This is a genomic window from Cupriavidus sp. IK-TO18 (assembly GCF_015549295.1).
Lineage (GTDB): Bacteria > Pseudomonadota > Gammaproteobacteria > Burkholderiales > Burkholderiaceae > Cupriavidus > Cupriavidus oxalaticus_A.
Genome location: NZ_JADGMP010000045.1, coordinates 1 through 25,478 on the forward strand (window position 1 = coordinate 1; position 25,478 = coordinate 25,478).

Annotated in this window: 24 protein-coding genes, 1 tRNA gene and 1 pseudogene; 9 read left to right on the plus strand and 17 right to left on the minus strand. The window is 67.6% G+C overall.

All coding sequences use genetic code 11. From position 1 onward, the window contains the following. Nucleotides 1-130: 130 nt before the first annotated feature. Genes IPF36_RS30620 through IPF36_RS30630 form a run of 3 tightly spaced genes read right to left on the minus strand, consistent with a single transcriptional unit; the run spans nucleotide 131 to nucleotide 2,632 of the window. A complete protein-coding gene (locus tag IPF36_RS30620) occupies nucleotides 131-619 on the minus strand; it encodes a hypothetical protein (protein ID WP_135705846.1) in 489 nt (162 codons plus the stop codon). Next, a complete protein-coding gene (locus IPF36_RS30625; protein ID WP_135705848.1) occupies nucleotides 616-1,050 on the minus strand; it encodes a DNA polymerase III subunit chi in 435 nt (144 codons plus the stop codon). The genes IPF36_RS30620 and IPF36_RS30625 overlap by 4 nt, the downstream gene beginning before the upstream one ends. Nucleotides 1,051-1,093: 43 nt before the next feature. After that, nucleotides 1,094-2,632, minus strand: coding sequence for a leucyl aminopeptidase (locus IPF36_RS30630; RefSeq protein ID WP_133092179.1), 1,539 nt, complete (start codon nucleotides 2,630-2,632; stop codon nucleotides 1,094-1,096). Between the two features lie 187 nt (nucleotides 2,633-2,819). Between IPF36_RS30630 and lptF the strand changes: the two genes are divergently transcribed. The 3 genes from lptF to IPF36_RS30645 are packed head-to-tail and all read left to right on the plus strand — an operon-like array spanning nucleotide 2,820 to nucleotide 5,520. After that, entirely contained in the window at nucleotides 2,820-3,947 is a 1,128-nt protein-coding gene (lptF, locus tag IPF36_RS30635; RefSeq protein WP_133092180.1) for an LPS export ABC transporter permease LptF, read from the plus strand. Further along, nucleotides 3,944-5,113: an LPS export ABC transporter permease LptG gene (gene lptG / locus IPF36_RS30640; protein ID WP_133092181.1), complete on the plus strand. Its 1,170-nt coding sequence runs from the start codon at nucleotides 3,944-3,946 to the stop codon at nucleotides 5,111-5,113. Before lptF ends, lptG begins: the two co-directional genes overlap by 4 nt. 8 nt (nucleotides 5,114-5,121) lie before the next feature. After that, complete coding sequence (locus tag IPF36_RS30645; protein ID WP_133092182.1) at nucleotides 5,122-5,520, plus strand: sirohydrochlorin chelatase; 399 nt, start codon at nucleotides 5,122-5,124, stop codon at nucleotides 5,518-5,520. 85 nt (nucleotides 5,521-5,605) lie between these two features. On the opposite strand, the gene cobA is transcribed toward IPF36_RS30645, so the two are convergent. Genes cobA through IPF36_RS30680 form a run of 7 tightly spaced genes read right to left on the minus strand, consistent with a single transcriptional unit; the run spans nucleotide 5,606 to nucleotide 12,650 of the window. After that, nucleotides 5,606-6,406: a uroporphyrinogen-III C-methyltransferase gene (gene cobA, locus IPF36_RS30650; RefSeq protein WP_133092183.1), complete on the minus strand. Its 801-nt coding sequence runs from the start codon at nucleotides 6,404-6,406 to the stop codon at nucleotides 5,606-5,608. A gap of 39 nt (nucleotides 6,407-6,445) precedes the next feature. Continuing rightward, the gene (locus IPF36_RS30655; protein WP_195431901.1) at nucleotides 6,446-7,750 is read right to left on the minus strand and encodes a sulfate adenylyltransferase subunit 1; all 1,305 of its coding nucleotides are present in this window, start codon (nucleotides 7,748-7,750) and stop codon (nucleotides 6,446-6,448) included. Between the two features lie 21 nt (nucleotides 7,751-7,771). Continuing rightward, on the minus strand, nucleotides 7,772-8,737 hold the full coding sequence (gene cysD, locus IPF36_RS30660) for a sulfate adenylyltransferase subunit CysD (RefSeq protein ID WP_133092185.1): 966 nt from the start codon (nucleotides 8,735-8,737) through the stop codon (nucleotides 7,772-7,774). 13 nt (nucleotides 8,738-8,750) lie between these two features. Continuing rightward, complete coding sequence (locus tag IPF36_RS30665; RefSeq protein ID WP_133092186.1) at nucleotides 8,751-9,554, minus strand: phosphoadenylyl-sulfate reductase; 804 nt, start codon at nucleotides 9,552-9,554, stop codon at nucleotides 8,751-8,753. Then, nucleotides 9,551-10,147 carry a DUF934 domain-containing protein gene (locus IPF36_RS30670; protein WP_133092187.1) on the minus strand — a complete coding sequence of 199 codons (597 nt, stop codon included), beginning with the start codon at nucleotides 10,145-10,147 and terminating at the stop codon, nucleotides 9,551-9,553. Before IPF36_RS30670 ends, IPF36_RS30665 begins: the two co-directional genes overlap by 4 nt. An 18-nt stretch (nucleotides 10,148-10,165) precedes the next feature. Next, nucleotides 10,166-11,848 carry a nitrite/sulfite reductase gene (locus tag IPF36_RS30675; protein ID WP_133092188.1) on the minus strand — a complete coding sequence of 561 codons (1,683 nt, stop codon included), beginning with the start codon at nucleotides 11,846-11,848 and terminating at the stop codon, nucleotides 10,166-10,168. Nucleotides 11,849-11,876: 28 nt separating this feature from the next. Further along, on the minus strand, nucleotides 11,877-12,650 hold the full coding sequence (locus IPF36_RS30680) for a sulfite exporter TauE/SafE family protein (protein WP_133092189.1): 774 nt from the start codon (nucleotides 12,648-12,650) through the stop codon (nucleotides 11,877-11,879). A gap of 165 nt (nucleotides 12,651-12,815) precedes the next feature. Between IPF36_RS30680 and IPF36_RS30685 the strand changes: the two genes are divergently transcribed. The 4 genes from IPF36_RS30685 to IPF36_RS30700 all read left to right on the plus strand — a co-directional run bounded on the left by IPF36_RS30685 (nucleotide 12,816) and on the right by IPF36_RS30700 (nucleotide 17,197). Then, the gene (locus IPF36_RS30685; protein WP_135705854.1) at nucleotides 12,816-13,757 is read left to right on the plus strand and encodes a CysB family HTH-type transcriptional regulator; all 942 of its coding nucleotides are present in this window, start codon (nucleotides 12,816-12,818) and stop codon (nucleotides 13,755-13,757) included. 111 nt (nucleotides 13,758-13,868) lie between these two features. Further along, on the plus strand, nucleotides 13,869-15,032 hold the full coding sequence (locus tag IPF36_RS30690) for a class I SAM-dependent methyltransferase (RefSeq protein WP_195431902.1): 1,164 nt from the start codon (nucleotides 13,869-13,871) through the stop codon (nucleotides 15,030-15,032). 65 nt (nucleotides 15,033-15,097) lie between these two features. Continuing rightward, nucleotides 15,098-16,267 (plus strand): ABC transporter substrate-binding protein, encoded by a 1,170-nt coding sequence (locus IPF36_RS30695; RefSeq protein ID WP_195431903.1) that lies wholly within the window; start codon nucleotides 15,098-15,100, stop codon nucleotides 16,265-16,267. 45 nt (nucleotides 16,268-16,312) lie between these two features. After that, nucleotides 16,313-17,197, plus strand: a complete 885-nt coding sequence (locus IPF36_RS30700; protein ID WP_195431904.1) for an NAD(P)-dependent oxidoreductase — start codon at nucleotides 16,313-16,315, stop codon at nucleotides 17,195-17,197. A 19-nt stretch (nucleotides 17,198-17,216) separates the two neighbouring features. Here the strand turns inward: IPF36_RS30700 and IPF36_RS30705 are convergent, their stop codons facing one another. Continuing rightward, nucleotides 17,217-18,143: an alpha/beta hydrolase gene (locus IPF36_RS30705; RefSeq protein WP_135705858.1), complete on the minus strand. Its 927-nt coding sequence runs from the start codon at nucleotides 18,141-18,143 to the stop codon at nucleotides 17,217-17,219. A gap of 197 nt (nucleotides 18,144-18,340) precedes the next feature. Between IPF36_RS30705 and IPF36_RS30710 the strand changes: the two genes are divergently transcribed. After that, nucleotides 18,341-18,425 (plus strand) — tRNA-Leu (locus IPF36_RS30710). 55 nt (nucleotides 18,426-18,480) lie between these two features. On the opposite strand, the pseudogene IPF36_RS30715 reads toward IPF36_RS30710, so the two are convergent. Then, nucleotides 18,481-18,669: pseudogene (locus IPF36_RS30715) on the minus strand (BrnA antitoxin family protein); the annotation flags it as partial. Nucleotides 18,670-18,838: 169 nt separating this feature from the next. Between IPF36_RS30715 and IPF36_RS30720 the strand changes: the two are divergent. Continuing rightward, on the plus strand, nucleotides 18,839-19,582 hold the full coding sequence (locus IPF36_RS30720; RefSeq protein WP_195431907.1) for a M48 family metallopeptidase: 744 nt from the start codon (nucleotides 18,839-18,841) through the stop codon (nucleotides 19,580-19,582). Between the two features lie 31 nt (nucleotides 19,583-19,613). Here the strand turns inward: IPF36_RS30720 and hutG are convergent, their stop codons facing one another. The 5 genes from hutG to hutU are packed head-to-tail and all read right to left on the minus strand — an operon-like array spanning nucleotide 19,614 to nucleotide 25,447. Then, a complete protein-coding gene (hutG, locus tag IPF36_RS30725) occupies nucleotides 19,614-20,429 on the minus strand; it encodes an N-formylglutamate deformylase (RefSeq protein WP_133092197.1) in 816 nt (271 codons plus the stop codon). A gap of 53 nt (nucleotides 20,430-20,482) precedes the next feature. After that, nucleotides 20,483-21,889 (minus strand): formimidoylglutamate deiminase, encoded by a 1,407-nt coding sequence (locus IPF36_RS30730; RefSeq protein WP_135705859.1) that lies wholly within the window; start codon nucleotides 21,887-21,889, stop codon nucleotides 20,483-20,485. Next, the gene (gene hutI, locus IPF36_RS30735) at nucleotides 21,886-23,160 is read right to left on the minus strand and encodes an imidazolonepropionase (RefSeq protein WP_195431908.1); all 1,275 of its coding nucleotides are present in this window, start codon (nucleotides 23,158-23,160) and stop codon (nucleotides 21,886-21,888) included. The genes IPF36_RS30730 and hutI overlap by 4 nt, the downstream gene beginning before the upstream one ends. After that, nucleotides 23,157-23,750 (minus strand): HutD family protein, encoded by a 594-nt coding sequence (locus IPF36_RS30740; RefSeq protein WP_195431910.1) that lies wholly within the window; start codon nucleotides 23,748-23,750, stop codon nucleotides 23,157-23,159. Before IPF36_RS30740 ends, hutI begins: the two co-directional genes overlap by 4 nt. Then, a complete protein-coding gene (gene hutU, locus IPF36_RS30745) occupies nucleotides 23,747-25,447 on the minus strand; it encodes a urocanate hydratase (protein WP_133092201.1) in 1,701 nt (566 codons plus the stop codon). Before hutU ends, IPF36_RS30740 begins: the two co-directional genes overlap by 4 nt. Between the last annotated feature and the right edge of the window lie 31 nt (nucleotides 25,448-25,478).

Genomic DNA, 25,478 nt, shown 5'->3' on the forward strand with positions numbered 1-25,478 from the left:
TTGTTTACAACCCCTGCAAAGAAAAATGCCGTTCAGACTTAACTGAACGGCATTACCGCAATCCCGCGGGCTTTTTTGTTGGCTGAGGCGTCTTGCATGCCGGCCGCGCCAAGGGGGGCGACGGCTCGCTTCAATCCCCGCCCGGCGTCCGCTCGATCTCCTCCAGCGTGGCGTCCAGCCACTCCACCAGCCGGGCCTCCAGCGACTGCGTCAGCTCGCTGGCGAGCTGCGCCGTCAGCGGCGCCAGCCGCGCCTGCAGCGTGGCTTCGGTATGGGCCTCGACCACCTGCGGCCACTCGGTGCGAAAGCGCAGCATCACGCGCGACAGCAGCTCGCTGCGCATGGCGCGCAGGTCGTCCTCGCCGGGATCGGTCGCCCCTGCCGGGGCTTGCGGCGCCGCTGCTTCGGCCTGCGGCTCCGCGCTATCGCCAGTATCGCCCACATGCATGACCATGCCGGATTCGGCCATGCCGAAGGTATCGATGACGCCCTCCTGCGTAGCGGCCTGCGGCTGCGCCGCCGATTCCGCATCCGGCAGTTCGACCACCTCCGTCAGCAGCGGAATGCTGTCGTTGGGCCCCGGCCGCGGAATCACCCGCGATGTGGTGCGTTCGCTCATGCTGCGTCTCCCTTGGGCTGGCCGATATCGTGATGAGTCAGCGGATAGCCGCGTTCGCGGTAGAAGCGGTAGCGCTGGCGGCCGGCTTCGCGGGCGGCGTCGCCGGACCCCACCACTTCAATCAGGCGTTCGAAACTGGCGAATTGCGCCGGCGGCTGGTCGGACACGTTGATCAGCAGCTGGTGGTGCGGCACGCCTTCGGTGGTGGCGGCCAGCAGGATCGGCGTGACCGCCGCATTGGGGTGTTCAAGCCCGCAATGCGGCAGGAAATCCAGCGCCGAAAAGGTCCACAGGCGCGCATCCAGGTCCGCCAGCTGCGCCGGCGTGCCGTGGATCACTACCTTCTGGCCGGCGCCGTAGGCCTTGCGGACCAGCCGGCAGACATAGCCGAGCAGGTCCGGCACGTTGCTGTGGAAGTCGATGCGCGTCATGGGCGTTTGCTGCTTGCGTTGCCGGGGTGGCTGACTGCTGCCGTCAGGCCGCGCGGTCCATCAGGAACTGCGTCAGCAGCGGCACCGGGCGGCCAGTGGCGCCCTTGGCCGCACCGCTCTTCCAGGCGGTGCCGGCGATGTCCAGGTGGGCCCAGTCGTACTTCTCGGTAAAGCGCGACAGGAAGCAGGCCGCGGTCACGCTGCCCGCCGGGCGCCCGCCGATATTGGCCATGTCGGCGAAGTTGGACTTGAGCTGGTCCTGGTACTCGTCATCGAGCGGCATGCGCCAGGCGGTATCCATGGCATGGCGGCCGGCCTGCAGCAGCTGGTCGGCCAGCATGTCGGAGCGCGAGTACAGGCCGCTGTTCTGGTGGCCCAGCGCGATGATGCAGGCGCCGGTCAGCGTGGCCACGTCGATCACCGCGGCCGGCTTGAAGCGCTCGACGTAGGTCAGCGCGTCGCAGAGGATCAGGCGGCCCTCGGCGTCGGTGTTCAGGATCTCGATGGTCTGGCCCGACATGCTGGTGACGACATCGCCCGGCTTGGTGGCGACGCCGCTGGGCATGTTCTCGCAGGTCGGCACCACGGCCACGACGTTGAGCTTCAGGCCCATCTCGGCCACGGCCTGGATGGTGCCCAGCACCGAGGCGGCGCCGCACATGTCGTACTTCATCTCGTCCATGCCCTCGCCCGGCTTGAGCGAGATGCCGCCGGTGTCGAAGGTGATGCCCTTGCCCACCAGCACCACCGGCGCCTGCTTGGCACCGGCGCCGTCATAGCGCAGCACGATGAACTGCGGCGGCTCCTCGCTGCCCTTGGTCACGGCCAGGAAGGCGCCCATGTTGAGCGCCTCGATCTGCTTGCGGCCCAGCACTTCGGCCTTGAGCTTGTGGCGCTTGGCGATGCTGCGCGCGGCATTGGCCAGGTAGGTCGGGGTGCAGATATTGGACGGCAGGTTGCCCAGGTCACGCGTCACTTCCATGCCGTTGGCGATGGCGGTGCCGCGCACAGCGGCCTGGGTGGCGGCGCGGGCGTCGCTGCTGTCGACCGCGATCACGACCTTGCGCAGCGACGACTTGTCGGCGCCGTTGGGCTTGCCGTTGGCATTGGCGCGCTTCAGGCCGGGGTGGCGCTCGAGCAACCGGTAGCCGGCGTCGCGCACCAGCGTGATGGTGCTGATGATGGCCCACGAAACGTCGCGCTGCTGCGGCGCCTGCTGCGCCAGGCACCACAGCGCGGTGGTGGCGCGCGTGGACGACAAGGCACGCACCGCGGTGCGCACGGCGTCGGCAAAGGCCTTGTCCGAGAACTCGGCTTCCTTGCCCAGGCCCACCAGCAGCACGCGCGCGGCGCCGACGCCGGCCACTTCGTGCAGCATCAGGTGGGTGCCGCGCTTGCCTTCGAAGTCGCCCTGCTTGACCAGCCGCGCCACCAAGCCCTTGGTGGCCGTATCCAGCGCCTTGGCCACGCCGGCCAGGTTCTGGCCCTCGAACAGGCCGACCACGAGGCAGTCGGTCTTGGTCGCCAGGAAACCATTTTGGCCGGCTTTGCTCAAATCAAGGGCTTTTGTGCTAAATTCCATCGCGCTTCCTTCCAGGGGCTCGTTAGACACGAAAGCCTCCATTATCCGCGATTTTTACCCCGCGACCTGCCGCCGCTGATACGCCCCGGCCACGCTGACAGCCAGTTGTGCTGCCAGCCCGCTGTTCTGCCAGGCACCTCGCACGGCACATCGCCCGCTCCGGCCGGCAGCCCGGAACCGAACCCGCATGATCCTTCAACAAGCCCTGCGACGCGAGCTCGCCTACACCGCCGGGGCGGTGTTCCTGGTGATGCTGACCTTCATGCTCACGTCGCTCGTGATCCGCATCCTGGGATTGGCCGCCAACGGCAAGGCCAGTCCCAACGACGTGCTGATGCTGATCGGCCTGGCCACCATCGGCTACCTGTCCATCCTGCTGTCGGCCACCCTGTTTATCTCGACCCTGATCGTGCTCACGCGCTGGTACAAGGATTCGGAGATGGTGGTGTGGTTCTCGGCCGGCATCTCGCTGCGCGACCTGGTCAAGCCGGTGCTGCAGTTCGCCGCGCCGTTCATCGTGCTGGCGCTGCTGCTGGGCATGTTCGCGTGGCCGTGGGCCAACCAGCAGAGCGCGCTGTTCCGCGACCGCTTCGAGCAGCGCGGGGTGATGTCGATGATCGCCGCCGGCCGCTTCATCGAGCCGGCCAAGGCCAACTACGTGCTGTTCATCGAGGGCATGGACCCCGGCATGAAGTTCGCGCGCAATGTCTTCGTCGCCAATGCCGAGGCCGACAAGATCGGCGTGGCGCTGGCGCACCAGGGCAAGTTCGAGACCATGCCCAATGGCGACCGCCTGGTTGTGATGGAGAACGGCCGCCGCTATTCCGGCACGCCCGGCCAGATCGACTACCGCATCGTCGAGTTCGAACGCTACGCGGTCAAGGTGGACAGCAAGCCGCCCGAGTCCGAGGCCAAGTTGCCGCCCAAGAGCCGCGACACCATCGAGCTGATCCGCAACCCCACGCGCGAGAACCTGGGCGAGCTGATCTGGCGTATCTCGCTGCCGATCCTGGCGTTTAACTTCGTGATGATCGCGATCCCCCTGGCCTATGTGAACCCGCGCCTGGGCCGCTATACCCCGCTGGTGTTCGCGGTGCTGATCTACCTGACCTACAGCAACCTGGTCAACCTGACGCAGTCCTGGGTGCGCAACGGCTCGGTGCCGTTCTGGCTGGCCTGGTGGCCGATCCACCTGACGGTGTTCCTGGGGGCGCTGATGCTGTTCCGCTACCGGCAGAACCGCAGCCTGGGCGGCTGGCGCGCCGTGTTCGGCCTGAAACGGCGCAATGCCGCCACCAGCGGGAGCCAGGCATGAGGATCCTGCGCGTCTATGAACGCTACTTCGGGCGGCTGGTCTATAGCGTGTTCGCCTTCATCCTGTTCGCGGTGCTGTCGCTGTTCGTGTTCTTCGACATGCTCAACGAGCTGGAGAACGTCAACGCCCAGTACACCTCGCTGGTGGCGCTGTTCCACGTGCTGCTGCAGGCCCCTACCCGGGTCTACGAGGTGCTGCCGATCGCGGTGCTGATCAGTGCGATCTACGTGTTCTCGCAGCTGGCCAGCCAGTCCGAGTTCACCATCTTCCGTGTCGCCGGCCTGAATACGCGGCAGGCGCTGTTCTCGCTGTTCAAGCTGGCGGTGCCGCTGGCGATCGTGACCTTTCTCTTCGGCGAGTTCATCGGCCCGCGCGCGGAGCAGTATGCGCAGAAGCTCAAGCTCGAGGCGATCGGCGCGACGGTATCGGCGGGCTTCCGTTCCGGCGTCTGGGTCAAGGACCGCGACCAGGATCCGGCCGGCGGCGGCGAGATCACCCGCTTCGTCAACGTGGCGGGGCTGCGCCCGGACCAGACCATCACCGGCATCACCATCTACGAATTCGACCCGCAATACCGCCTGCGCGTGATCCGCGTGGCCAACGAAGGCCGCTACCAGGGCGGCCAGGCGTGGGAACTGCAAGGGGTCAGCGAGACGCGCTTTACCGAGCTGATGCCGCAGGCCGATCCGGCCAAGCCCGCGCCGCCGCGTGATGCACTGGCGCCGGATTTCCGCGCCGAGCAGCTCAAATTCCCGCGCGTGGCGATGCACTCGGAGCTGACACCGCAGATCCTGTCGGTGCTGCTGGTGACGCCGGAGCGGATGTCGACGCTGGACCTGTTCCGCTATATCCGCCACCTGCGCGACAACAAGCAGGACACGCAGCGCTACGAGATCGCGTTCTGGAAAAAGGTGATCTACCCGCTGACGCTGTTCGTGATGGTGGCGCTGGCCCTGCCCTTTGCCTACCTGCACGCGCGTGCCGGGGCGGTGGGCGTGAAGGTGTTCGGCGGCATCATGCTGGGGCTGTCGTTCCACCTGTCGAATACGCTGTTCTCGCACGTCGGCCTGCTGCATACCTGGCCGCCGATCATCTCCGCGCTGGTGCCAGGCACGCTTTACCTGACGGTGGCGCTGCTGGCGCTGCGCTGGGTCGACCGGCACTGAGGACGGCCATGGCAGCTTCCGGTCGTGCCCTGGTCCTGTTCGCACACGGCGCGCGCGATGCGCGCTGGCGCGAGCCGTTCGAGCGGCTGCAGCAGAAGCTGGTTGCCGCCCTGCCCGGCTGCGAAGTGCGGCTGTCGTTCCTGGAACTGATGTCGCCCCTGCTGCCGGATACGCTGGCGGAACTTGCCGCGGGCGGCGTGGCCGAGGTCACCGTGGTGCCGGTGTTCTTTGGCCAGGGCGGCCATATCCGGCGCGACCTGCCTGCCCTTCTCGACCAGTGCCGGCAGGCCCATCCTGGCCTGCAGCTTCACTGCGCGGCCGCGGTCGGCGAGTCCGATGCGGTGCTGGATGCGATCGCGGCTTACTGCATGGCGTCGCTGCCGGGCGCGGATCGCGCACAGCCCTGAGCGGCACCTTGCCTCGAAACAATGAAAAAAGCCCCGTGCCGGCATACCGGCACGGGGCTTTGTCATTCTGGCGTGCGCTTGTGGCTCAGGCAGCGCGCGGCGTGCGCACTTCAGTCACGCCCACGTCCTCCCGCGGCGCCTCCGTCGCGCGCGCGGCCAGCGCGGCGCCGATCATCAGCAAGCTGGGTTGCACCGGGTCAATCCATGCCGCCGCTTCCCCGGCCGCCATCTGGCCGAGCGTGAACTCGCGGCTGCGCTGGCGCGGCGTGGTGGCGGCTTCCACCACCCATGCCGGCGTCGATGCGGGCTTGCCGTGCGCGATCAGTTGCGCGGCGATCGAGGCGGCCTGGTCGCGGCCCATGTAGTAGACCAGCGTGTCGGCCCTGACCGCGGCTTCGATATCGGGCGAACCCTCGCCGTCCGCCGCCTTGGCCTGCGTGGCAAACGCCACGCTGCGCGACACGCCGCGCCTGGTCAGCGGCTTGCCGATGGCCGACGCGGCCGCCAGCGCCGCGGTGATGCCGGGCACCACCTCATATTCGATGCCGGCCGCTTCCAGCGCCTGCAGTTCCTCGTCGGCGCGGCCGAACAGCATCGGGTCGCCGCCCTTCAGGCGCACCACGCGCTCGTACTTGCCGGCCAGGTCGACGATCTGCCGGTTGATGAACAGCTGCGCGGTGGAGCGCTGGCCGCAGCGCTTGCCGACTTCGACCAGTTCCGCCTGCGGACACCAGGCCAGCATCTCCGGTGACACCAGTGCATCGTGCAGCACCACCTGGGCTTCGCCCAAAAGCCGTGCACCACGCACCGTAATGAGGTCTGCCGCACCGGGGCCTGCCCCGATGAGGTACACCTTGCCGTAAGTCTTCCGTGCCTGCTTGCCCATCTCCAGCCCCTCGTCCGCCGTGTTCCTGTTGATTACCGATCAGGAGAACGCACGGATCATGCCTGCGGCCACCGTGTGGTTGGTCGCCTCGTCGATCAGCACGAAGGCGCCCGTTGCCGGATTATCGCCGTAGGCATCGCACACGATCGGCTTCTGCAGCGAGATCTGCACCGAACCGATATCGTTCAGGCGGATGTCGTGGCGGCCGGTCTCGTGCGACAGCGTGTGCACGTCCAGCACGCGGTCCACCGCCGACACGCGCGCGAACACGCTGGCCGTGGTGTGCTTGAGCACGTACTTGCGCGACGGGTTCAGCGACTCGTCGTCGAACCAGCACAGGTCGGCCTGCAGCTTCTTGGCCGACGCCGCGGTCGCGTCGGCGGCAACGAACATGTCACCGCGTGATACATCGACGTCCTCGGCCAGGCGCACGGTGACGGTGTCGCCGACGTTGGCCGATTCAGCGGCGCCATTCGGTGTCAGCACTTCGGCCACCACCGCTTCGCGGTTGGCGGGCAGCACGCGCAGCCTCTGGCCGACGCGCACGGTGCCGGCTTCCACGCGGCCGGCATAGCCGCGGAAATCGTCCGATTGCGAACCGTCCTGGCGGATCACCAGCTGCACCGGGAAGCGCAGCGCGGCGTCATCCTCGGGCGCGGCTTCTTCCACCGGCAGCTCTTCCAGCAGCGGCAGCAGCGGCTCGCCCTGGTACCACGGCATGGCGTCGCTCTCGTGCACGATGTTGTCGCCGCGCAGCGCGGAGACCGGCACATAGCGCACGTCCTTCAGGCCCAGTTGCTCGGCCAGTTCGGTATAGGCGGTGCGGATCTCGTTGAAGCGCTGCTCGCTGTAATCAACCAGGTCCATCTTGTTGACGGCGACGATCACGTGCTGGATTTCCAGCAGCTTCAGGATCGCCGAGTGGCGCTTGGTCTGCGCCAGCAGTTCGGCGCGGCCGTCATTGACGGTGACGCGCGTGGCATCGACCAGCACGATGGCCGCATGCGCGGTGGAGGCGCCGGTGACCATGTTGCGGGTGTACTGCTCGTGGCCCGGCGTATCCGCGATGATGAACTTGCGGCGCGCGGTCGAGAAGTAGCGGTAGGCCACGTCGATGGTGATGCCCTGCTCGCGCTCGGCTTCCAGGCCGTCGGTCAGCAGCGAGAAGTCGATCTGCTCGCCCGCGGTGCGCTTGTTCTTGGCGTTGGCCAGCGCGGTCAGCTGGTCGGACAGCACAGCCTTGCTGTCGTACAGCAGGCGGCCGATCAGCGTGCTCTTGCCGTCGTCGACGGAGCCGGCGGTGATGAAGCGCAGCAGGCCTTGATGAGTTGCTTGGTGAGTCATGTCTGAATCCTTTGCTGCGGCTTAGAAGTAGCCTTCCTTCTTGCGGCGCTCCATCGAGGCTTCGCTCGTCTGGTCGTCCATGCGGGTGGCGCCGCGCTCGGTGATCTCGGTCACCGCGGTCTCGGCGATGATCGCTTCCGGCGAATCGGCAACGCTGGCCACCGGGCAGGTGCAGCTGATGTCGCCGACGGTGCGGAAGCGCACCGACAGCACTTCGCTGACGTCGCCGTCCTGCTTGGGCGTGATCGGCGTGACCGGCACCAGCAGGCCGTTCTTGCGCACCACTTCGCGCTGGTGCGCGTAGTAGATCGGCGGCAGCGCCAGGTTTTCGCGGGCGATGTACTGCCACACGTCCAGCTCGGTCCAGTTCGAGATCGGGAACACGCGCATCTGCTCGCCCTGCGCCATGCGGGCGTTGTACAGGCTCCACAGCTCGGGGCGCTGGGCCTTCGGGTCCCACTGGCCGAACTCGTCGCGGAACGAGAAGATGCGTTCCTTGGCGCGGGCCTTCTCTTCGTCGCGGCGGGCGCCGCCCATCAGCGCGTCGAACTTGTGCGCCTCGATGGTTTCCAGCAGCGTCACGGCCTGCGCCGCGTTGCGCGAATCGGTTTCCTTGCGCAGGCGCACGGTGCCACGCTTGATCGAGTCTTCCACATGGCCCACCACCAGGCGCGCACCCAGTTCGGCCACGCGCTGGTCGCGGAACTCGATCACTTCCGGGTAGTTGTGGCCGGTGTCGATATGCACCAGCGGGAACGGCAGCTCGATCTTGCGGTCGCCCAGGCGGAAGGCCTTCAGCGCCAGGTGCAGCATCACGATCGAGTCCTTGCCGCCGGAGAACAGCAGCGCCGGGTTGCGGCACTCGGCCACCACCTCGCGGATGATGTAGATCGATTCCGCTTCGAGGCGGTCGAGATGGTCGTTCTGTACCTGCAACAGGTGCGCCACACTGGAGGTGGCTTCTGCGATGTCGTTCATGATGCCCATTTTTGTACCGGCCTCAATGCTTGATGTTCTGTTCGTGGAGCCCGCACTCTTTCGAGTCCTTGCTCTCCCACCACCAGCGTCCCGCGCGCACATCCTCGCCCGCGCGTACCGCACGCGTACAGGGTTCGCAGCCGATGCTGGGATAGCCCTTGGCGTGCAGGTCGTTGACCGGCACGTCGTGGCGCTTCAGGTAGGCCCACACCTCGGCCTCGCTCCAGTCCGCCAGCGGATTGAACTTGGGGATGCCGCGGGCGTCGTCCATTTCCTCGAACGGCAGCTCGGCGCGCGTCACGGCCTGCTCGCGGCGCTGGCCGGTCAGCCAGGCGTCGGCGTGCGACAGCGCGCGGTTGAGCGGCTCGACCTTGCGGATGCCGCAGCATTCCTTGCGCAGGTCGATGCTGTCGTAGAAGGCGTTCAGGCCGTGCTTCTTCAGGTAGTTCTCGACCGCCTCGGCGTCCGGCGTGTATTGCTCGATGCTGTAGCCGTAGTGCGACTGCACCTTGTCGAGCACCGCCAGCGTCTCGGCGTGCAGGCGCCCGGTCTGCAGCGTGAAGACGCGGATGCCGGCTCGCACGGCGGGGGTGCCGCGCAGGATGGCATCGGTCAGCACCATGTCTTCGGCAGCCAGGCTGGAGGCAAAGCGCGCGCGGTAGAAACGCGCGGCGATGCCGGCCAGGCGCTCGCCCAGCTCGCGCTCCTTCTGTTCCAGCGCTTCGATGCTGCCGGTGTATTCCGGCGCCACCCACAGCGCGGGCGGCCGCAGTCCCGACACCGCACTGGCATCGACCACCGCGATATCGCTCAGCACCGTGCTCATGCCGTCGCCTTCGGCTGCACGGCGCCGCCTTCGGTGCGGGCACGGCGGAACAGCGGCAGCGGCTCGTCGACCGAAGCCTGGTAGGTCACGGTGAACTCGGTGAAGCCCTTGATGGCGTCGTCGATGTTCTTGTCGGCGCGGACCGCGAAGGCATCGAAGCCGCAGCGCTTCATGAAGTTGAGCTGGTCGCGCAGCACGTCGCCGACGGCGCGCAGCTGGCCTTCCCACTTGTAGCGGGTGCGCAGCAGGTAGGCCGTGGAGAAGCCGCGGCCGTCGCGGAACACCGGGAAGTCCACCGCTACCAGCGACACGCGGTCGAAGTACGCGGCGGCATCGCCCGGCTCGTCTTCCGGCGCCAGCCACACGCCGGTGCGGGCCGCGTCGCGGCCGGCCAGCAGCGCTTCATTGGCCTTCCACACCGACAGCGGGAACAGCACGGCGTCCTGGCTTTGCACTGCGGCGGCGATGCGCTCTTCGGTCAGCGGTTGCTCTTCAGTGGCGCGTAGCACGGTCCAGTTGTCTTCGACGATCACCGGGGTGACGTTCGCACTGCCCGTTGCATCCTGGCGTTGCAGTTGAATGATCTTTGCCATGTTCAGTCTCTCCGGTCCTCAGGCTTCGGCGCGCTCGCGCGGCTGCTTGTCGGCATAGACGCGCTCCTTGAACGGGGCGATGCCGATGCGGGACAGGGTTTCGATAAAGCGTTCGTCTTCGATGCGGTTGGCCACGAAGGTGTCGATGATGCGGGTCACGACCTCGGGCATTTCCTCGGCGCTGAACGACGGGCCGATCACCTTGCCCAGCGCGGTCTGGTTGCCCTGCGCGCCGCCCAGCGTGACTTGGTACCACTCCGAACCATCCTTGTCGACGCCCAGCACGCCGATATTGCCGACGTGGTGGTGGCCGCAGGCGTTGATGCAGCCCGAGATGTTCAGCGAGATCTCGCCCAGGTCGTAGACGTAGTCGAGGTCATCGAAACGGTCCTGGATCGCCTGCGCGATGGGGATCGACTTGGCGTTGGCCAGCGAGCAGAAGTCGCCGCCCGGGCAGGCAATGATGTCGGTCAGCAGGCCGATGTTCGGCGTGGCCAGGCCAGCCTTCTTCGCCAGTTGCCACAGTGCGTACAGGTCCTGCTTCTTCACGTCCGGCAGCACCAGGTTCTGCTCGTGCGCCACGCGCAGCTCGCCGAAGCCGAACTGGTCGGCGAAGTCCGCCACGGCTTCCATCTGCGCGTCGGTGGCATCTCCCGGGGGCGAGGCCAGGCCCGGCTTGGTCGACAGCGTCACCGCGGCGTAGCCCGGCACCTTGTGGCCGTGCACGCTGCGGCTGACCCAGCGCGCGAACGCCTTGTCTTCCAGCAGGTGGTTTTCGTACGAGGCGTCGGTGTCGGCCAGCTTTTCATACGCGGGCGGCGTGAAGTACTGGGCCACGCGGTCGAACTCGACCTGCGTCAGCGTGGCGGGGCCGTCCTTGCTGTGCTGCCATTCTTCCTCGACTTCCTGCGCGAACTTCTCCACGCCGATGGCCTTCACCAGGATCTTGATGCGGGCCTTGTACTTGTTGTCGCGGCGGCCATAGCGGTTGTACACGCGGATGGCCGACTCGACGTAGGTCAGCATGTGCTGCCACGGCAGGTCTTCCTTGATCACCGAGCCCAGGATCGGGGTGCGGCCCAGGCCGCCACCGGCCAGGATGCGCAGGCGCGTTTCGCCGTCGGCATTCTTGTAGGCGTAGATGCCGATGTCATGCATCTGCACCACGGCGCGGTCATCCTTCGAGGCCGAGATCGCGATCTTGAACTTGCGCGGCAGGAAGGCGAATTCCGGCTGGAACGTGCTCCACTGGCGCAGCAGTTCGGCCAGCACGCGCGGGTCCACCGACTCGTCCGGCGCAACGCCGGCGAAGTGGTCGGTAGTGATGTTGCGCACGCAGTTGCCCGAGGTCTGGATGCCGTGCATCTCGACGCTGGCCAGCTCGGCCAGCACGTCGGGCACGCGCTCCAGCTCCATCCAGTTGTACTGGATGTTCTGGCGGGTGGAGAAGTGGCCATAGCCGCGGTCGTATTCGCGCGCGATGTGAGCCAGCTTGCGCAGCTGCGTCGACGACAGCAGGCCGTACGGGATCGCCACGCGCAGCATGTAGGCATGGCGCTGCATGTACAGGCCGTTCTGCAGGCGCAGCGGCAGGAATTCTTCCTCGGTCAGCTCGTCCGACAGGCGGCGGCGCACCTGGTCACGGAACTGGGCGACGCGCTCGTTGACGATGCGCTGGTCGTATTGGTCGTACTGATACATGGCGGGGTCCGTTCAGTATTCGTTGAATTCAGGAAACGAGCTTGATGGCGACCAGCGTCAGCGTGGTCGCCAGGGCGGCACGCACCAGCCGTTCGGGCAGCGCCCGCGACAGTTGCGCGCCCAGCCAGATGCCGGGGATCGAACCCACCAGCAGCGCCAGCAGCAAATTCCAGTTGACGGTGCCGAGCCACACGTGGCCCAGCCCGGCCAGCGCCGTCAGCGGGACGGCGTAGGCGATATCAGTGCCGGCGACTTCGGCCGGCTTCATATGGGGATACAGCAGCAGGATCAGCGTGGCGCCAACCGCGCCGGCGCCGATCGACGACACCGTCACAAGCACGCCGATGACCGCGCCGACCACGATGGTGGCGATGACCTGGGTGCGGCCGTGCAGCTGGAAGCGCGGGTTGCGCTCGAGCCAGGCCAGCATCTGCTTGCGGAACAGCAGCGACAATACGGTCAGCAGCACCGACACGCCGATGGTCACGCGGATCGCGTGCAGCCACTGGGCGTTGAGCTCGCCGGCGCTCTTGAGCACCAGGATCGCCACGACCGCCGCCGGCAGGCTGCCGATGCACAGGCGCCGCACTACCTGCCACTGCACATGGCCGTGGGCACGGTGCGCGATAGTGCCGAAACCCTTGGTGATGGCCGCGAAGGCCAGGTCGGTGCCGACAGCGGTCGCCGGCGAAAAGCCGAACAGCAGCGTCAGCAGCGGCGTCATCAACGAGCCCCCACCCACGCCGGTCAGACCGACGAGGACGCCTACAAACAGACCGGAAACGGTATAGGCCAGCGACATGAGGGACTCGGTGGGCCCTGGCCCGTGAGGCTCGCATCACAATCCGGGGGCTGCGAGCGGACGCACTGAGGGCAGGACGTTCATTAACAAAGTTCGAGAATCGTAATAAACTGGCCTCATACCTCAAACTAATAAGAAGTTGTTTGTTTATACGACCCGAGTTATATGAACCTGCACCAGTTTCGCTTCGTGCGCGAGGCCGTCCGGCAGAACTACAACCTGACCGAAGCCGCTAAAGCGCTCTATACGTCACAACCCGGCGTGTCCAAGGCCATCATCGAGCTGGAAGAAGAGCTGGGTGTCGATATCTTCACGCGCCATGGCAAGCGCATCCGCAGCCTGACCGAGCCCGGGCGGCGGATCCTGACCTCGGTCGAGAAGATCCTGCAGGAGGTCGAGAGCCTGAAGCGGGTCGGCATGGACTATGCTGCGCAGGACCAGGGCAACTTCACCATTGCCACCACCCATACCCAGGCGCGCTACGCGCTGCCGCGGGTGATCGGCGAGTTCACCAAGCGCTACCCCAAGGTGCGGCTGTCGATCCAGCAGGGCAACCCGGCGCAGATCGCCGACATGCTGCTGCATGACCAGGCCGATATCGGGATCGCCACGGAAGGCATCACCGACGACAAGAACCTGGTGTCGCTGCCGGGTTACCAGTGGACACATATGGTGATTACGCCACCCGATCATCCGCTGCTGGACAAGAAGCACCTGGCGCTGGAAGACCTGATGGGCTACCCGCTGATCACCTACGATCCCAACTTTGCCGGCCGGCCCAAGATCGACAAGGCCTTCGAGCTGCGCCACCTGAAGCCGGACATCGTGCTCGAGGCGATCGACGCCGACGTGATCAAGACCTACGTGGAGATCGGCCTGGGCGTGGGCATCGTCGCCGGCGTGGCCTATGATGCCGAGCGCGACCGAAACCTGCGCGGGATTTCGGCCGGGCACCTGTTCGGCAGCAATGTGACGCACCTGGCGGTCAAGCAGGGGGCCTACCTGCGCAGCTTTGTCTACACCTTTATCGAGCTGTTCTCGCCGACGCTGAACCGCAAGCTGGTCGAACAGGCCATGTCGGGCGAGCACGAAGCCTACGAACTCTGAGCGCGGCAGCCCGCCGCCTCTCTCTATATAAGAAGCAGAACCCAATATGCATTCCCAATCCGTCACGCCGCGCCGGCCGGAGGCGCTGTGAGCAAACCCATGAGCGAACCCATGAGCGAAGCCACCAGCGAACTGCCCCGCATCCACTGGACCGAGGACGGCACCGAGCGCAGCGCCGCCTGGCGCTCCGAGGCCGGCAACCCGCCGCCGCGCCGCGTGGTGGTCGCCGACGACACCACCAGCGCCGACACCGCCTACCGGCTAGCCTGCGAGGGCACTGCCCTGCTGTGGCGCGGCGACTTCCAGAACGCGCGCCAGCTGCTCAACGCCATGGCGCGGCGCACCGAGCGCAAGCCCAAGAAGGCCAGCCGGCCAGGCCAGAAGGCCAAGGGCGCGCCCGGCTCCGCCACCGAGGCGTTCCACCTGCACCGGCTGGCGCAGTCGCAGCGCGCCCGCACGCTGGGCATGCTGCTGCTGCCGTTCGAGGCCGACCACAGCGTGCCGCTGCGCCGCGCGCCCGATGTCCGCGAAGCTTGCGAGCAGGTCTACGGTCCGGCGGGCGAGCCCTATGTGGCGTCGCTGCGAGAGCTGCTGGGCATGATCGGCGCCTATGAATGGCGCAGGAAAGGCGTGGAAATCCCGGCGCTGGAAGACCGCATCCATCCCTGGTACGGCGTGTTCTCGCCGGTGCGAGGCGAGTATGTCGACCTGGTCGCCGCCGAGCCGCTGCCGTCGAAAACGCTGGCCTTCGACATCGGCACCGGCACCGGCGTGCTGGCCGCGGTGCTGGCCCGGCGCGGCGTGCAGCGCGTCGTCGCCACCGACCAGGACCCGCGTGCGCTGGCCTGCGCACGCGAGAACATCGGCCAGCTCGGCTATGCCGGCGCCGTCGAGATCGTGCAGGCCGACCTGTTCCCGGAAGGCCGTGCGCCGCTGGTGGTGTGCAACCCGCCGTGGGTGCCGGCCCGGCCCAGCTCGCCGGTCGAGCGCGCCGTCTACGATCCGGACAGCGCCATGCTGCACGGCTTCCTCGATGGGCTGGCCGCCCACCTGGAACCCGGCGGCGAAGGCTGGCTCTTGCTATCCGACCTGGCGGAGCACCTGGGCCTGCGCCCGCGCGAGCAGCTCGAAGGCTGGATCGAGGCCGCCGGGCTGAAGGTGCTGGGCCGCTCCGATATCCACCCGCGTCATCCGCGCGCCGCGGACCCCAGCGATCCGCTGCATGCGGCGCGCTCGGCCGAGGTGACTTCGCTGTGGCGCCTGGGCGTGCGCTGACGCGCGTGCCCTTGCAGGCGGAGTTCGGCTATCCTTCCCGTCACAAATAAGACTGGAGGAGACAAATGCCGAAGTTGCCCCGCCTGCTGCCCGCCATCGTACTTTCCACCCTGCTTGGCGCCAGCGCCGCCGCGCTGGCCGATATCCGCGTCGGCATCGACGTGTCCACCACCGGACCGGCGGCCTCGATCGGCATCCCCTCCAAGAACACCGTGCTGATGTGGCCGCAGACGCTGGGCGGCCTGAAGGCGCACTACGTGATCCTGGACGACGGCTCCGACCCGGCCGCGGCGGTGCGCAATGTGCGCAAGCTGATTTCCGAGGAAAAGGTCGACGTGATCGTCGGCCCCAATATCACGCCGACTGCGCTGGCCGCGCTCGACGCCGTGTCCGAGGGCGAGACGCCGATGGTGGCGCTGGCCGCGTCGGCGTCGATCGTCGAGCCGCAGACCGACGCCAAGCGCCGCTGGGCCTTCAAGATGCCGCAGAACGACTCGCACATGGCGACCGTGCTGACGGAGTACATGAGCAACCACGGCATCAGGACGGTCGGCTTCATCGGCTTTGCCGATGCCTATGGCGAAAGCTGGTGGCGCGAGTTCTCCAGGCTGGCCGAAGTGCGCAAGATCAAGGTCGTCGCCAACGAGCGCTTCTCGCGCAACGATACTTCGGTGACCGGCCAGGTGCTCAAGCTGATGGCGGCAAACCCCGACGCCGTGCTGATCGCCGGCGCCGGCACGCCCTCGGTACTGCCGCAGAAGACGCTGGGCGAGCGCGGCTACAAGGGCAAGGTCTACCAGACCCACGGCATCGCCACCTGGGAATTCCTGCGCATGGGCGGCAAGGACGTGGAAGGCACGCTGTTCCCGACCGGCCCGGTCGTGGTCGCGCGCCAGCTGCCCGAGAACCACCCCGTGCGCAAGGTCGCGCTGGACTTCGTCAACCGCTACGAGGGCAAGTACGGCGCCGACAGCGTGACGCAGTTTGCCGGCGACGCCTGGGGCGCGTGGCTGCTGCTGGACGATGCCGCGCGCCGCGCGCTCAGGACCGGCGCCCAGCCCGGCACGCGCGAATTCCGCGCCGCCATGCGCGACGCGCTCGAATCCACCACCAATCTCACCATCCCCAACGGCGTGCTGAACCTGAACGCGAAGGACCACCAGGGCTTCGACCAGCGTTCGCGCGTGATGGGGGTGATCCGCAACGGCAAGTTCGCCTATGCGGGCGACAAGTAGCCCAGCGCCCGCCGAACCCGGCCTTCTGAAAGGAAGCATCGCATCATGACCACCACTTCCACTCCTTCCGCCACCGTTGCCTTCATCGGCCTGGGCGCCATGGGCTCGCACATGGTCCGCCACCTGCTGGCCGCCGGCCACACCGTGCGCGCCTTCGTGCGCCGCGCCGAGGCCGCCGAAGCGGCGCGCGCCATGGGTGCGGAGCCGTTCTTCACGCCCGCCGAGGCCGCGCGCGGCGCCAGCGTCGTCTTCACCAACGTGACCTCGTCCGAAGACGTGCGCGAAGTGCTGCTGGGCGAGCAAGGCGTGATCCACGGCGCGGCCCCCGGCACGGTATGCGTCGACCACAGCACCATCTCGCCGGTGGTCACGCGCGAGATCGCCGCGGCACTGGCCGAGCGCGGCCTCGAGGCGCTCGACTGCCCGGTCTCCGGCGGCACCATGGCCGCCGCGTCCGGCAAGCTGACCATCATGGTCGGCGGCAAGCTCGACGTTCTGGAACGCGTGCTGCCGCTGCTGGAGCTGCTGGGCACGACCATCACGCATATCGGCGACAACGGCGCCGGCCAGGTCGCCAAGCTGTGCAACCAGATCGCGCAGGTGGTCAATATCGAAGGCATCGCCGAAGCCATGCGCTTTGCCTCGGCGCAGAACGTCGATACCGGCCGCGTGCTGCAGGCCATGTCGACGGGCATGGCGGGCAGCCGCATGCTCGACCTGATGGGGCCCAAGATGGTGTCGCGCAATTTCGCCGCCGGCATCGAGGCGCGGCTGCACGACAAGGACTTCGGGCTGGCGCGCGCTATCGCCGAGGAAATCGGCCTGGACCTGCCGGCGATGCAGGCCACCTCGGCGCAGCTGCGCACGCTGATGGCCAACGGCTGGGGCAAGGACGATACCTCGTCGCTGCTGCGCGTGCTGGAGGGCTGAGGGCCGCTCAGGTGCCCGCTCAGGTGCCTGTCAGGCGCAGGACGGCGCGTACCAGCGCGCTGTCGGCATCATTGAAGCCGTCGAGCACATTGAAGTGATGGCAGCCCGGCAGCACGAGATCGCTCGCTGCCGGACTGCCGACATTGGCGGGCCACGCCGCCCGCATCAGCGCATGCTGGCGGTGGTATTCGGCCGCTTCCAGCTCGCCCACGGCGAGCGCCAGCGGCGCGGCGGTGGCTGGCGCCATGTACGCCGGCGACAACCGCGTCACATCGTCTTCCGATAGCCGCAGGTCGCATTGCAGGAACGCGGCGCGGCGCAGCGGCTCCATGTCGTACAGCCCGCTGACCGAGAGCCCGCCCCGGACCAGGTCCGCGGGCAGGTCTGGCGCCAATTGCGGCCAGCGTGCCGCCATCAGCATCGCCACCAGGTGGCCGCCGACGGAATGCCCGGCGGCGAACAGCCGTTGCGGGTCATGTCCCAGCACGCCGGATTGCCGGTACAGCCACGCCACGCTGCGCAGCACCTGCCGCACGATGTCGGGCACCGTCACCGACGGCACCAGCGAATAATTGACCACGGCCACCGACACGCCGAGCGCCGGCAGCACGCTGGCGACGAAACTGTGGTCGCGCTTGTCGAGCGCGCGGTAGTAGCCGCCGTGGACGAACACCAGCAGCGGCGGCGCCGCGCCGTCATCCGCTGGCGCCGTCGCCGGGAAATAGTCCAGCGTCTGATCCTGCGGATGCCGCGAGCCTGCATCGGCATAGCCCAGGTCCGCGATAAAGCCACCGCGCTCGCGCACCCGCGCCGACCATTCACCCCAGCGCGCCATATGCGCCGGGTTGTCCGGCACATTGGCTCGGTTGTTGTATTCGCGGTCGTAGAAGACGGGGTCCTGCGAGGGCAGGCTGGCGAGGCTCGCCAGCGAGGCTTGGTCGGTCATGGCGGTCGGTGGGTGCGGGGTCGGGACTGGTTTGGCGCGGCGTCGGTGATGCACGCGGTGACGGCGATGCTAACCGCAATCGCGATGCACAAGTTATCGGGGCCATTACCATCGCCACGGCGGCCGGTTGTCGGCCGGGGGGAATTGCGGCATAATCGCCGGCTCAGCCCGGCATCGGTTCCGATGCCGTCACACCTGCCCGGGTGGTGAAACAGGTAGACGCAGGGGACTCAAAATCCCCCGCCGCAAGGCGTGTCGGTTCGAGTCCGACCCCGGGCACCACATTTCCCTCCAAAGCAATCAGTCGTCCACATGATGGGCGGCCCGGGGCTCATGCTCAAACCTCGATTTCGTCGAGCTTGTGCGTTTTCAGCCAATCGCGAACCAATACGTTGAGCCGTGTTTGCCAACGTGGCCCGCTCGCCTTCAGGGCTTCCAGGACATCGTCATCGAGTCGCACCGTGGTGGCTGTCTTCGTGGTACCGCGCGGACGGCCGCGCCCTCGCTTGACGAGCTTGTCAGACAACAGTGTTTTTGTACGTACGAAATTAGCTCTGCATCACCAGCCAATCACGTCACTTATACCCGCGACTCCTTTCGGCTAAAGCCTTGAAAGGTGTCGGACAGCGCCCACTGGTGCCCCTGCGCCTGGCTTCCTATCCTATGGCATTGCCATCCCGTCAACAGGAGCCACCATGAACCGACCGACCCTACCCGCCCTCGCCTGCGCCGCCCTGCTCGCCGGCTGCGCCGGCGCAAATGTGGAAAACCTGACCCAGGCAGGCGGCAGCCTGTTCACCGCCGCCACGCTGTCGGACACCAACGTCAAGACGCTGTCCGACCAGTCGTGCGCGGAAATGGACCAGAAGAACACCATTGCCCCGCCCGACAGCACCTACGCCAGGCGGCTCGCGAATGTGATGAACGGGCTTGGCAATACCGGGCTGCCGCTCAATGCCAAGGTCTACGTGACCAAGGACATCAACGCATGGGCCATGGCCAATGGATGCGTGCGCGTGTACAGCGGGCTGATGGACTTCCTCAGCGACGACGAGGTGCGCGGCGTGGTCGGACACGAGATCGGCCATGTGGCGCTGGGCCATACCAAGGCGGCGATGCAGGTGGCCTACTCCACCGCCGCTGCGCGCGGCCTGCTGGGATCTACCGGCATTGCTTCGCTGACCGCGCTGTCGTCCTCACAGATCGGGGATCTGGCGGAGACGTTCGTCAATGCACAGTTCTCGCAGCGCCAGGAAACCGCTGCGGACGACTACTCCTTCAACTTGCTGACCAAGAACGGCGCCAACCGGCAGGCGCTGGCGTCGGCGTTCCGCAAGATGTCGCAGCTTGACGGCGGGAAGTCGAGCATGCTCGGCACGCACCCCGGCTCGCTGGAGCGCGCCAAGCATATCGAAGATCGCCTGGCTGGCGGGCGCTGAGCGCGCTGCCTGACGCGCCCCGCCTGGCGCCTTACCGCGATTCGACGAACGCGAGCACCGTGGCCAGCATGCCTTGCAGCGCCGGCTGCAGCGCCGCCGACCGCGCCTCATCGTAGGCGAACGGGTATGTCTCGCTCATATACGCACACTGCGACAGCTCGAGCTGCACCGCGTGCACGCCATCCTGCGGCTTGCCGTACTGGCGCGTGATATAGCCGCCCTTGAAGCGGCCGTTGAGCACCGCGGTATGGCCGGGCACCGCGCTCGCCAGCTCGAGCAGCTGGTTCGCGAGCCCCGCGTCGCAGCTCTCGCCATTGGCCGTGCCGAGGTTGAAATCCGGCAGCTTGCCTTCGAAGAAGCGCGGCAGCAACGAGCGGATCGAATGCGCGTCCCACAGGGCGACGGTGCCGTGCTCGGCCTTCAGGCGCGCCAGTTCCGCAGCCAGCGCTTCATGGTATGGGCGCCAGATCGCGTCGCGGCGTGCGGCGATTTCCGCGTCGTCGGGGCCGTTGCTGCCATCGGCATAAAGCGCCGTCTTGTCGAAGGTGTCGACCGGGCACAGGCCGGTGGTGTCCTGGCCGGGATACAAGTTGGCATTGTCGGGCGGGCGGTTCAGGTCGACCACATAGCGCGAATGCGTGGCGACCAGCACCGAGGCGCCCAGCTCGCGGGCAAAGCCGTAGAGCCGTTCCAGGTGCCAGTCGGTATCGGGCACGGTGCGCGCCTCGGCGGTAAGGCGCTGAGAGACCGAAGCCGGCAGGTGCGTGCCGACGTGCGGCATCGATACCAGCAGCGGGCGCGTGCCGCGATGCAGGGTGAAGGCGGGGGTATCGGTGGAGAAGGACATGTTCTTTGCAATGCGTTGGGCGGTGCCCGTATTTGTCGCGTACTTGTCGCGTATCAGTCGGCCAGCAGGCTGGCGCGGGCGGCGATGAACTGCCGGGCCGCTTCGGACTGCAGCGCATGCGCGCCATGCTGCACGCGGCTGCGGCCGGCGGTGCGGACCTCCGCTAGTGTCTCATGACCGTGGTTCGCAAACACGTGGGTGGCCAGCGCCTGGGCGCCGTCGAGGCCGGTCAGCGTCGGGTGCGCACCGTCCAGCACCACGAAGTCCGCCTGCTGGCCAGGCGCCAGCCCGGCCACGCCGCGGCCACTGGCGCGTGCGCCGCCCGCCACGGCTTCCAGATAGAGGCGGTCGGCCACCTGCAGGTGGGTATCCGAGGCCAGCACGTTGCGCTGCTGCAGGCCCAGCCGCTGGCCGTATTCGAACAGGCGCAGTTCCTCGGCCACGCTGACGCTGGCATGGCTGTCCGAGCCGATACCCCACGCGCCGTGCTGCGCGAGGTAAGGCGCCGCCTCGAACACGCCATCGCCGAGGTTCGCTTCGGTGGTCGCGCAGATGCCGGCCACGGCGCCGCTATGCGCGAGGCGCCGGCGCTCGTCCCAGTCCATGTGCGTGGCGTGCACCAGGCACCAGCGCGCGTCGACGTCGACATGATCGAACAGCCATGTCACCGGGCGCGTGCCGGACCACGCGATGCAGTCGTCGACTTCGCGCTGCTGCTCGGCGATATGGATATGGACCGGCGCCTGCGCGTCGATCGCCTTCAGCCCCGCCAGCGCATGCAGCAGGCTGTCTTCGGGCACAGCGCGCAGCGAATGCGGCGCCAGGCCGAGACGCGCGCCGGCCTGCGCGCACACGGGCGACAGCCGCTCCAGCAGGCGCAGCATGGCGTCGGTGTTGTGCAGGAAGCGGCGCTGTTCGGCGAGCGGCGGCTTGCCGCCGAAGCCGGCGGTCTGGTACAGCACCGGCAGCAGCGTCATGCCGATGCCGGTGCGCTGCGCCGCGCGCAGCAGCCGCAGCGACATCTCGGCGGCATCGGCGTAGGGCTTGCCGTCGGCGTCGTGGTGGACGTAGTGGAACTCGCACACGCTGGTATAGCCTGCGCGCAGCATCTCGATGTAGAGCTGGGTGGCGATGGCTTCCAGCGTGTCGGGCGAGATCCGCTGCGCGAAGCGGTACATCAGCGTGCGCCAGCTCCAGAACGAATCGGCGCCGGCGGGATTGTCGCCCTGCGGGCGGCTGCGGTATTCGGTCAGGCCGGCAAAGCCACGCTGGAATGCGTGCGAATGCAGGTTGGGCATGCCCGGCAGCACCGGGCCCGCGGCGCGCGGCACGCCGGCATTTGCGGCGGCACCGGCCTGCACGGTGGTCAGGCGGCCCTGCTCGTCCCAGGCGAGCAGCACATCGCGCGCCCAGCCTTCGGGCAGCAGGGCCCAGTCTGCGAACAGCTGCGATGCGCTCATGGCTGTGCCCCCGCTTGCGCCGGATATACGCGCCCTTGCCGCACGACCGCGGCAGCAGGATTGCGGCCGAACCAGTACGCCAGCTCCGCCGGCGAATCGACGCGCCATAGCACGAAGTCGGCCTCTCGCCCCGCTTCCAGCTTGCCATGGCGATCCGATGCGCCCAGCGCGCGCGCCGCATGCAGCGTCACGCCGGCCAACGCTTCGGGCACCGTCAGGCGGAACAGCGTGCAGGCCATATTCATCATCAGCAGCAGCGACGTCACCGGCGACGTGCCGGGATTGTGGTCGGTAGAGATCGCCATCGGCACGCCGTACTGGCGCAGCAGCGTGATCGGCGGCAGGTTGGTGTCGCGCAGGAAATAGTAGGCGCCGGGCAGCAGCACCGCGACCGTGCCCGCATCTGCCATCGCGGCGACGCCGGCCTCGTCGAGATGCTCGAGGTGGTCCGCCGACAGCGCGCGATGGCGTGCGGCCAGCGCCGCGCCGCCGAGATTGCTGAGCTGCTCGGCGTGCAGCTTGACGCGCAGGCCGTGGCGCGCAGCGGCATCGAAAACGCGTTCGGTCTGCGCGATCGAGAAGCCGATCGATTCGCAGAAGGCATCGACGGCGTCGACCAGCCCTTCTTCGGCCAGCGCCGGCAGCATGCTGCCGCACACCAGGTCGATGTAGTCGTCGGCGCGCCCCGCGTACTCGGGCGGCAGCGCGTGCGCGCCGAGGAAGGTGGTACGCACCGCGACGCCGAACTGCTCGCCCAGGCGACGCGCCACGCGCAGCTGCTTGCGCTCGGCTTCCAGGCTGAGGCCATAGCCGGACTTGATCTCGATGGCGGTCACGCCTTCGGCGAGCAGCGGTTGCAGGCGCGCGGCGGCCTGCGCGAACAGCGTGTCTTCGTCGGCGTCGCGGGTGGCGCGCACGGTCGAGACGATGCCGCCGCCGGCGCGCGCGATTTCTTCATAGCCGGCACCGGCGAGCCGCATCGCGAACTCGTCGGCGCGCTGGCCGCCGTAGACCAGGTGCGTGTGGCAATCGACCAGTCCCGGCGTGATCCACGCGCCGTTGGCGTCGTGGCGCGGCAGGTCGCGGTAGGACTGCGGCAATTCTGCCGCGGCGCCAAGCCAGGCAATGCGGCCTTGCTCGACCACGAGCGCGGCATCGCGGATGGCGCGCGCCGGGTCGGCGTCGGGCAACAGGTGGCAGTTGTGCCAGACACCGTCGGCGCTGGCAGCATTGGCTGCACTGGCGGTGCCAGGTACGGAAGGCAGCGTCATTGATCGGACTCCATTTCCAGCGTGACACACAGGCACAGCGCGTCGCCGGCGCCTGGCGCGAAGGCTTGCCGGCCAGCGGGTTCGCCGGCGGGATACAGCACGCCCTGCCCCGCGTCCAGCGCTACGGCCGGCTGCGCGTCCTGCGCCAGCCAGGTGCCGGACACGGCAAGCAGGCAAACGGTATCGGCGCCGGTGCTGATGGCAAACCCCTGGCGAAAGGCGTCGACGCGCGCGCGGCAGCGGCCACGCCGCGTCATCACGTTGAAGTCGCGCGTGGCGCCATCGAGCAGCGCAGCCTGCAGGCCGGTGTCGCCCGAGAATGCAAAGGGCGCGCCCGGCTGGACCATCCGATGGTTAAAGCTGCCATCGTCGGCGCGCAGCATCACGCCGGCGCCGTCGAGCAGCACGATCTGCCGATCGATGCCGGGAAAGGCGGAGAACGGGCCGTCGGCTTCGATATCGGCCACGCTCAGGCGCCAAACGAAGTCATCCATGCCGGCACCCGGCGGCCACACCGCGATCTCGCGCGTGTTGCCGCCGCCATTCTTCCAGCGCGTCGGGTCGATGGCCGCGAGCGTGAACGTCCTCATACGCCCTTCACCATCGGCAGGTTCAGGCCCTTTTCCTGCGCGCATGCGATGGCGATGTCGTATCCCGCATCGGCATGGCGCATCACGCCGGTGGCCGGGTCGTTCCACAGCACGCGCTCGATGCGTTTGGCTGCTGCATCGGTGCCATCGCAGACGATCACCACGCCGGAGTGTTGCGAGAAACCCATGCCCACGCCACCTCCATGGTGCAGGCTGACCCAGGTGGCGCCGCCGGCGGTATTGAGCAGCGCGTTCAGCAGCGGCCAGTCGGACACGGCGTCGGAACCGTCGCGCATCGCTTCGGTCTCGCGGTTGGGCGACGCCACCGAGCCGCAGTCCAGATGGTCGCGGCCGATCACCACCGGCGCCTTCAGCTCGCCGGACTTCACCATCTCGTTGAAGGCCAGGCCGGCGCGGTGGCGCTCGTCCAGGCCAACCCAGCAGATACGCGCCGGCAGGCCCTGGAAGGCGATGCGGTCGTGCGCCATGTCGAGCCAGCGGTGCAGGTGCTTGTCCTCGGGGAACAGCTCCTTCATCTTGGCGTCGGTCTTGTAGATATCCTCGGGATCGCCCGACAGCGCGACCCAGCGGAACGGGCCCTTGCCGCGGCAGAACAGCGGGCGGATATAGGCCGGCACGAAGCCCGGGAAATCGAAGGCATTGTGCACGCCCTCATCGAACGCCACCTGGCGGATGTTGTTGCCGTAGTCGACCGTCGGCACGCCCATCTTCTGGAAGTCGAGCATGGCCTGCACGTGCTTGACAATCGACGGGCGCGCGGCGGCTTCCACCGACTTGGGATCGCGCTTGCGTGCGTCTTCCCACTGCTCTACCGTCCAGCCTTGCGGCAGGTAGCCGTTGACCAGGTCGTGCGCCGAGGTCTGGTCGGTAACGATATGCGGACGCATGCCGCCGGCCTGCGCCCGTTTGGCCAGTTCCGGCACGATGTCGGCGGCGTTGCCGAGCAGGCCGACCGAGATGGCTTCTTTCTTTGCCGTGGCCTCGGCGATCATCGCCAGCGCCTCGTCCAGCGTGGTGGCCTTCTTGTCGAGGTAGCGCGTGCGGATGCGGAAGTCGATGCGCGATTCCTGGCACTCGATCGCCAGCACGCAGGCACCCGCCAGCACGCCGGCCAGCGGCTGCGCGCCGCCCATGCCGCCCAGGCCCGCGGTCAGGATCCACTTGCCCGACAGGTCGCCGTCGTAGTGCTGGCGGCCGGCTTCGACAAAGGTCTCATACGTGCCCTGCACGATGCCCTGCGTGCCGATGTAGATCCACGAGCCCGCGGTCATCTGGCCATACATCATCAGGCCGGCGCGGTCCAGTTCATTGAACTTGTCCCAGGTGGCCCAGTGCGGCACCAGGTTGGAGTTGGCGATCAGCACGCGCGGCGCGTCGGGGTGCGTGCGGAACACGCCGACCGGCTTGCCCGACTGCACCAGCAGCGATTCGTCCTCGCCCAGGCGGCGCAGGCTGTCGAGGATGGCGTCAAAGCATTCCCAGTTGCGCGCGGCCTTGCCGATGCCGCCGTACACCACCAGGTCCTGCGGGCGCTCGGCCACGTCGGGGTCCAGGTTGTTCTGGATCATGCGGTAGGCAGCTTCGATCAGCCAGTTCTTGCAGTGCAGCTGGGTGCCATGCGGGGCGCGGATTTCGCGCTGGCCGCGCTGGATGAATTGGCTTTCGTTGGCGTTCATGTGCTTGTTCTCCTTCGTTGGCGCTTGTGAC

Excerpts from the sequence above, each read along its gene's own strand:
- IPF36_RS30665 (WP_133092186.1), bottom strand. The coding sequence starts at position 9,554 with ATGAGCACGGTGCTGAGCGATATCGCGGTGGTCGATGCCAGTGCGGTG.
- IPF36_RS30645 (WP_133092182.1), top strand. The coding sequence starts at position 5,122 with ATGGCAGCTTCCGGTCGTGCCCTGGTCCTGTTCGCACACGGCGCGCGC.
- hutG (WP_133092197.1), bottom strand. The coding sequence starts at position 20,429 with ATGTCCTTCTCCACCGATACCCCCGCCTTCACCCTGCATCGCGGCACG.
- IPF36_RS30680 (WP_133092189.1), bottom strand. The coding sequence starts at position 12,650 with ATGTCGCTGGCCTATACCGTTTCCGGTCTGTTTGTAGGCGTCCTCGTC.
- IPF36_RS30730 (WP_135705859.1), bottom strand. The coding sequence starts at position 21,889 with ATGAGCGCATCGCAGCTGTTCGCAGACTGGGCCCTGCTGCCCGAAGGC.
- IPF36_RS30620 (WP_135705846.1), bottom strand. The coding sequence starts at position 619 with ATGAGCGAACGCACCACATCGCGGGTGATTCCGCGGCCGGGGCCCAAC.
- IPF36_RS30630 (WP_133092179.1), bottom strand. The coding sequence starts at position 2,632 with ATGGAATTTAGCACAAAAGCCCTTGATTTGAGCAAAGCCGGCCAAAAT.
- cobA (WP_133092183.1), bottom strand. The coding sequence starts at position 6,406 with ATGGGCAAGCAGGCACGGAAGACTTACGGCAAGGTGTACCTCATCGGG.
- hutU (WP_133092201.1), bottom strand. The coding sequence starts at position 25,447 with ATGAACGCCAACGAAAGCCAATTCATCCAGCGCGGCCAGCGCGAAATC.
- IPF36_RS30705 (WP_135705858.1), bottom strand. The coding sequence starts at position 18,143 with ATGACCGACCAAGCCTCGCTGGCGAGCCTCGCCAGCCTGCCCTCGCAG.
- IPF36_RS30720 (WP_195431907.1), top strand. The coding sequence starts at position 18,839 with ATGAACCGACCGACCCTACCCGCCCTCGCCTGCGCCGCCCTGCTCGCC.
- IPF36_RS30700 (WP_195431904.1), top strand. The coding sequence starts at position 16,313 with ATGACCACCACTTCCACTCCTTCCGCCACCGTTGCCTTCATCGGCCTG.
- IPF36_RS30685 (WP_135705854.1), top strand. The coding sequence starts at position 12,816 with ATGAACCTGCACCAGTTTCGCTTCGTGCGCGAGGCCGTCCGGCAGAAC.
- lptG (WP_133092181.1), top strand. The coding sequence starts at position 3,944 with ATGAGGATCCTGCGCGTCTATGAACGCTACTTCGGGCGGCTGGTCTAT.
- cysD (WP_133092185.1), bottom strand. The coding sequence starts at position 8,737 with ATGGGCATCATGAACGACATCGCAGAAGCCACCTCCAGTGTGGCGCAC.
- IPF36_RS30740 (WP_195431910.1), bottom strand. The coding sequence starts at position 23,750 with ATGAGGACGTTCACGCTCGCGGCCATCGACCCGACGCGCTGGAAGAAT.
- IPF36_RS30675 (WP_133092188.1), bottom strand. The coding sequence starts at position 11,848 with ATGTATCAGTACGACCAATACGACCAGCGCATCGTCAACGAGCGCGTC.
- IPF36_RS30625 (WP_135705848.1), bottom strand. The coding sequence starts at position 1,050 with ATGACGCGCATCGACTTCCACAGCAACGTGCCGGACCTGCTCGGCTAT.
- IPF36_RS30655 (WP_195431901.1), bottom strand. The coding sequence starts at position 7,750 with ATGACTCACCAAGCAACTCATCAAGGCCTGCTGCGCTTCATCACCGCC.
- IPF36_RS30670 (WP_133092187.1), bottom strand. The coding sequence starts at position 10,147 with ATGGCAAAGATCATTCAACTGCAACGCCAGGATGCAACGGGCAGTGCG.
- IPF36_RS30695 (WP_195431903.1), top strand. The coding sequence starts at position 15,098 with ATGCCGAAGTTGCCCCGCCTGCTGCCCGCCATCGTACTTTCCACCCTG.
- lptF (WP_133092180.1), top strand. The coding sequence starts at position 2,820 with ATGATCCTTCAACAAGCCCTGCGACGCGAGCTCGCCTACACCGCCGGG.
- hutI (WP_195431908.1), bottom strand. The coding sequence starts at position 23,160 with ATGACGCTGCCTTCCGTACCTGGCACCGCCAGTGCAGCCAATGCTGCC.
- IPF36_RS30690 (WP_195431902.1), top strand. The coding sequence starts at position 13,869 with ATGAGCGAAGCCACCAGCGAACTGCCCCGCATCCACTGGACCGAGGAC.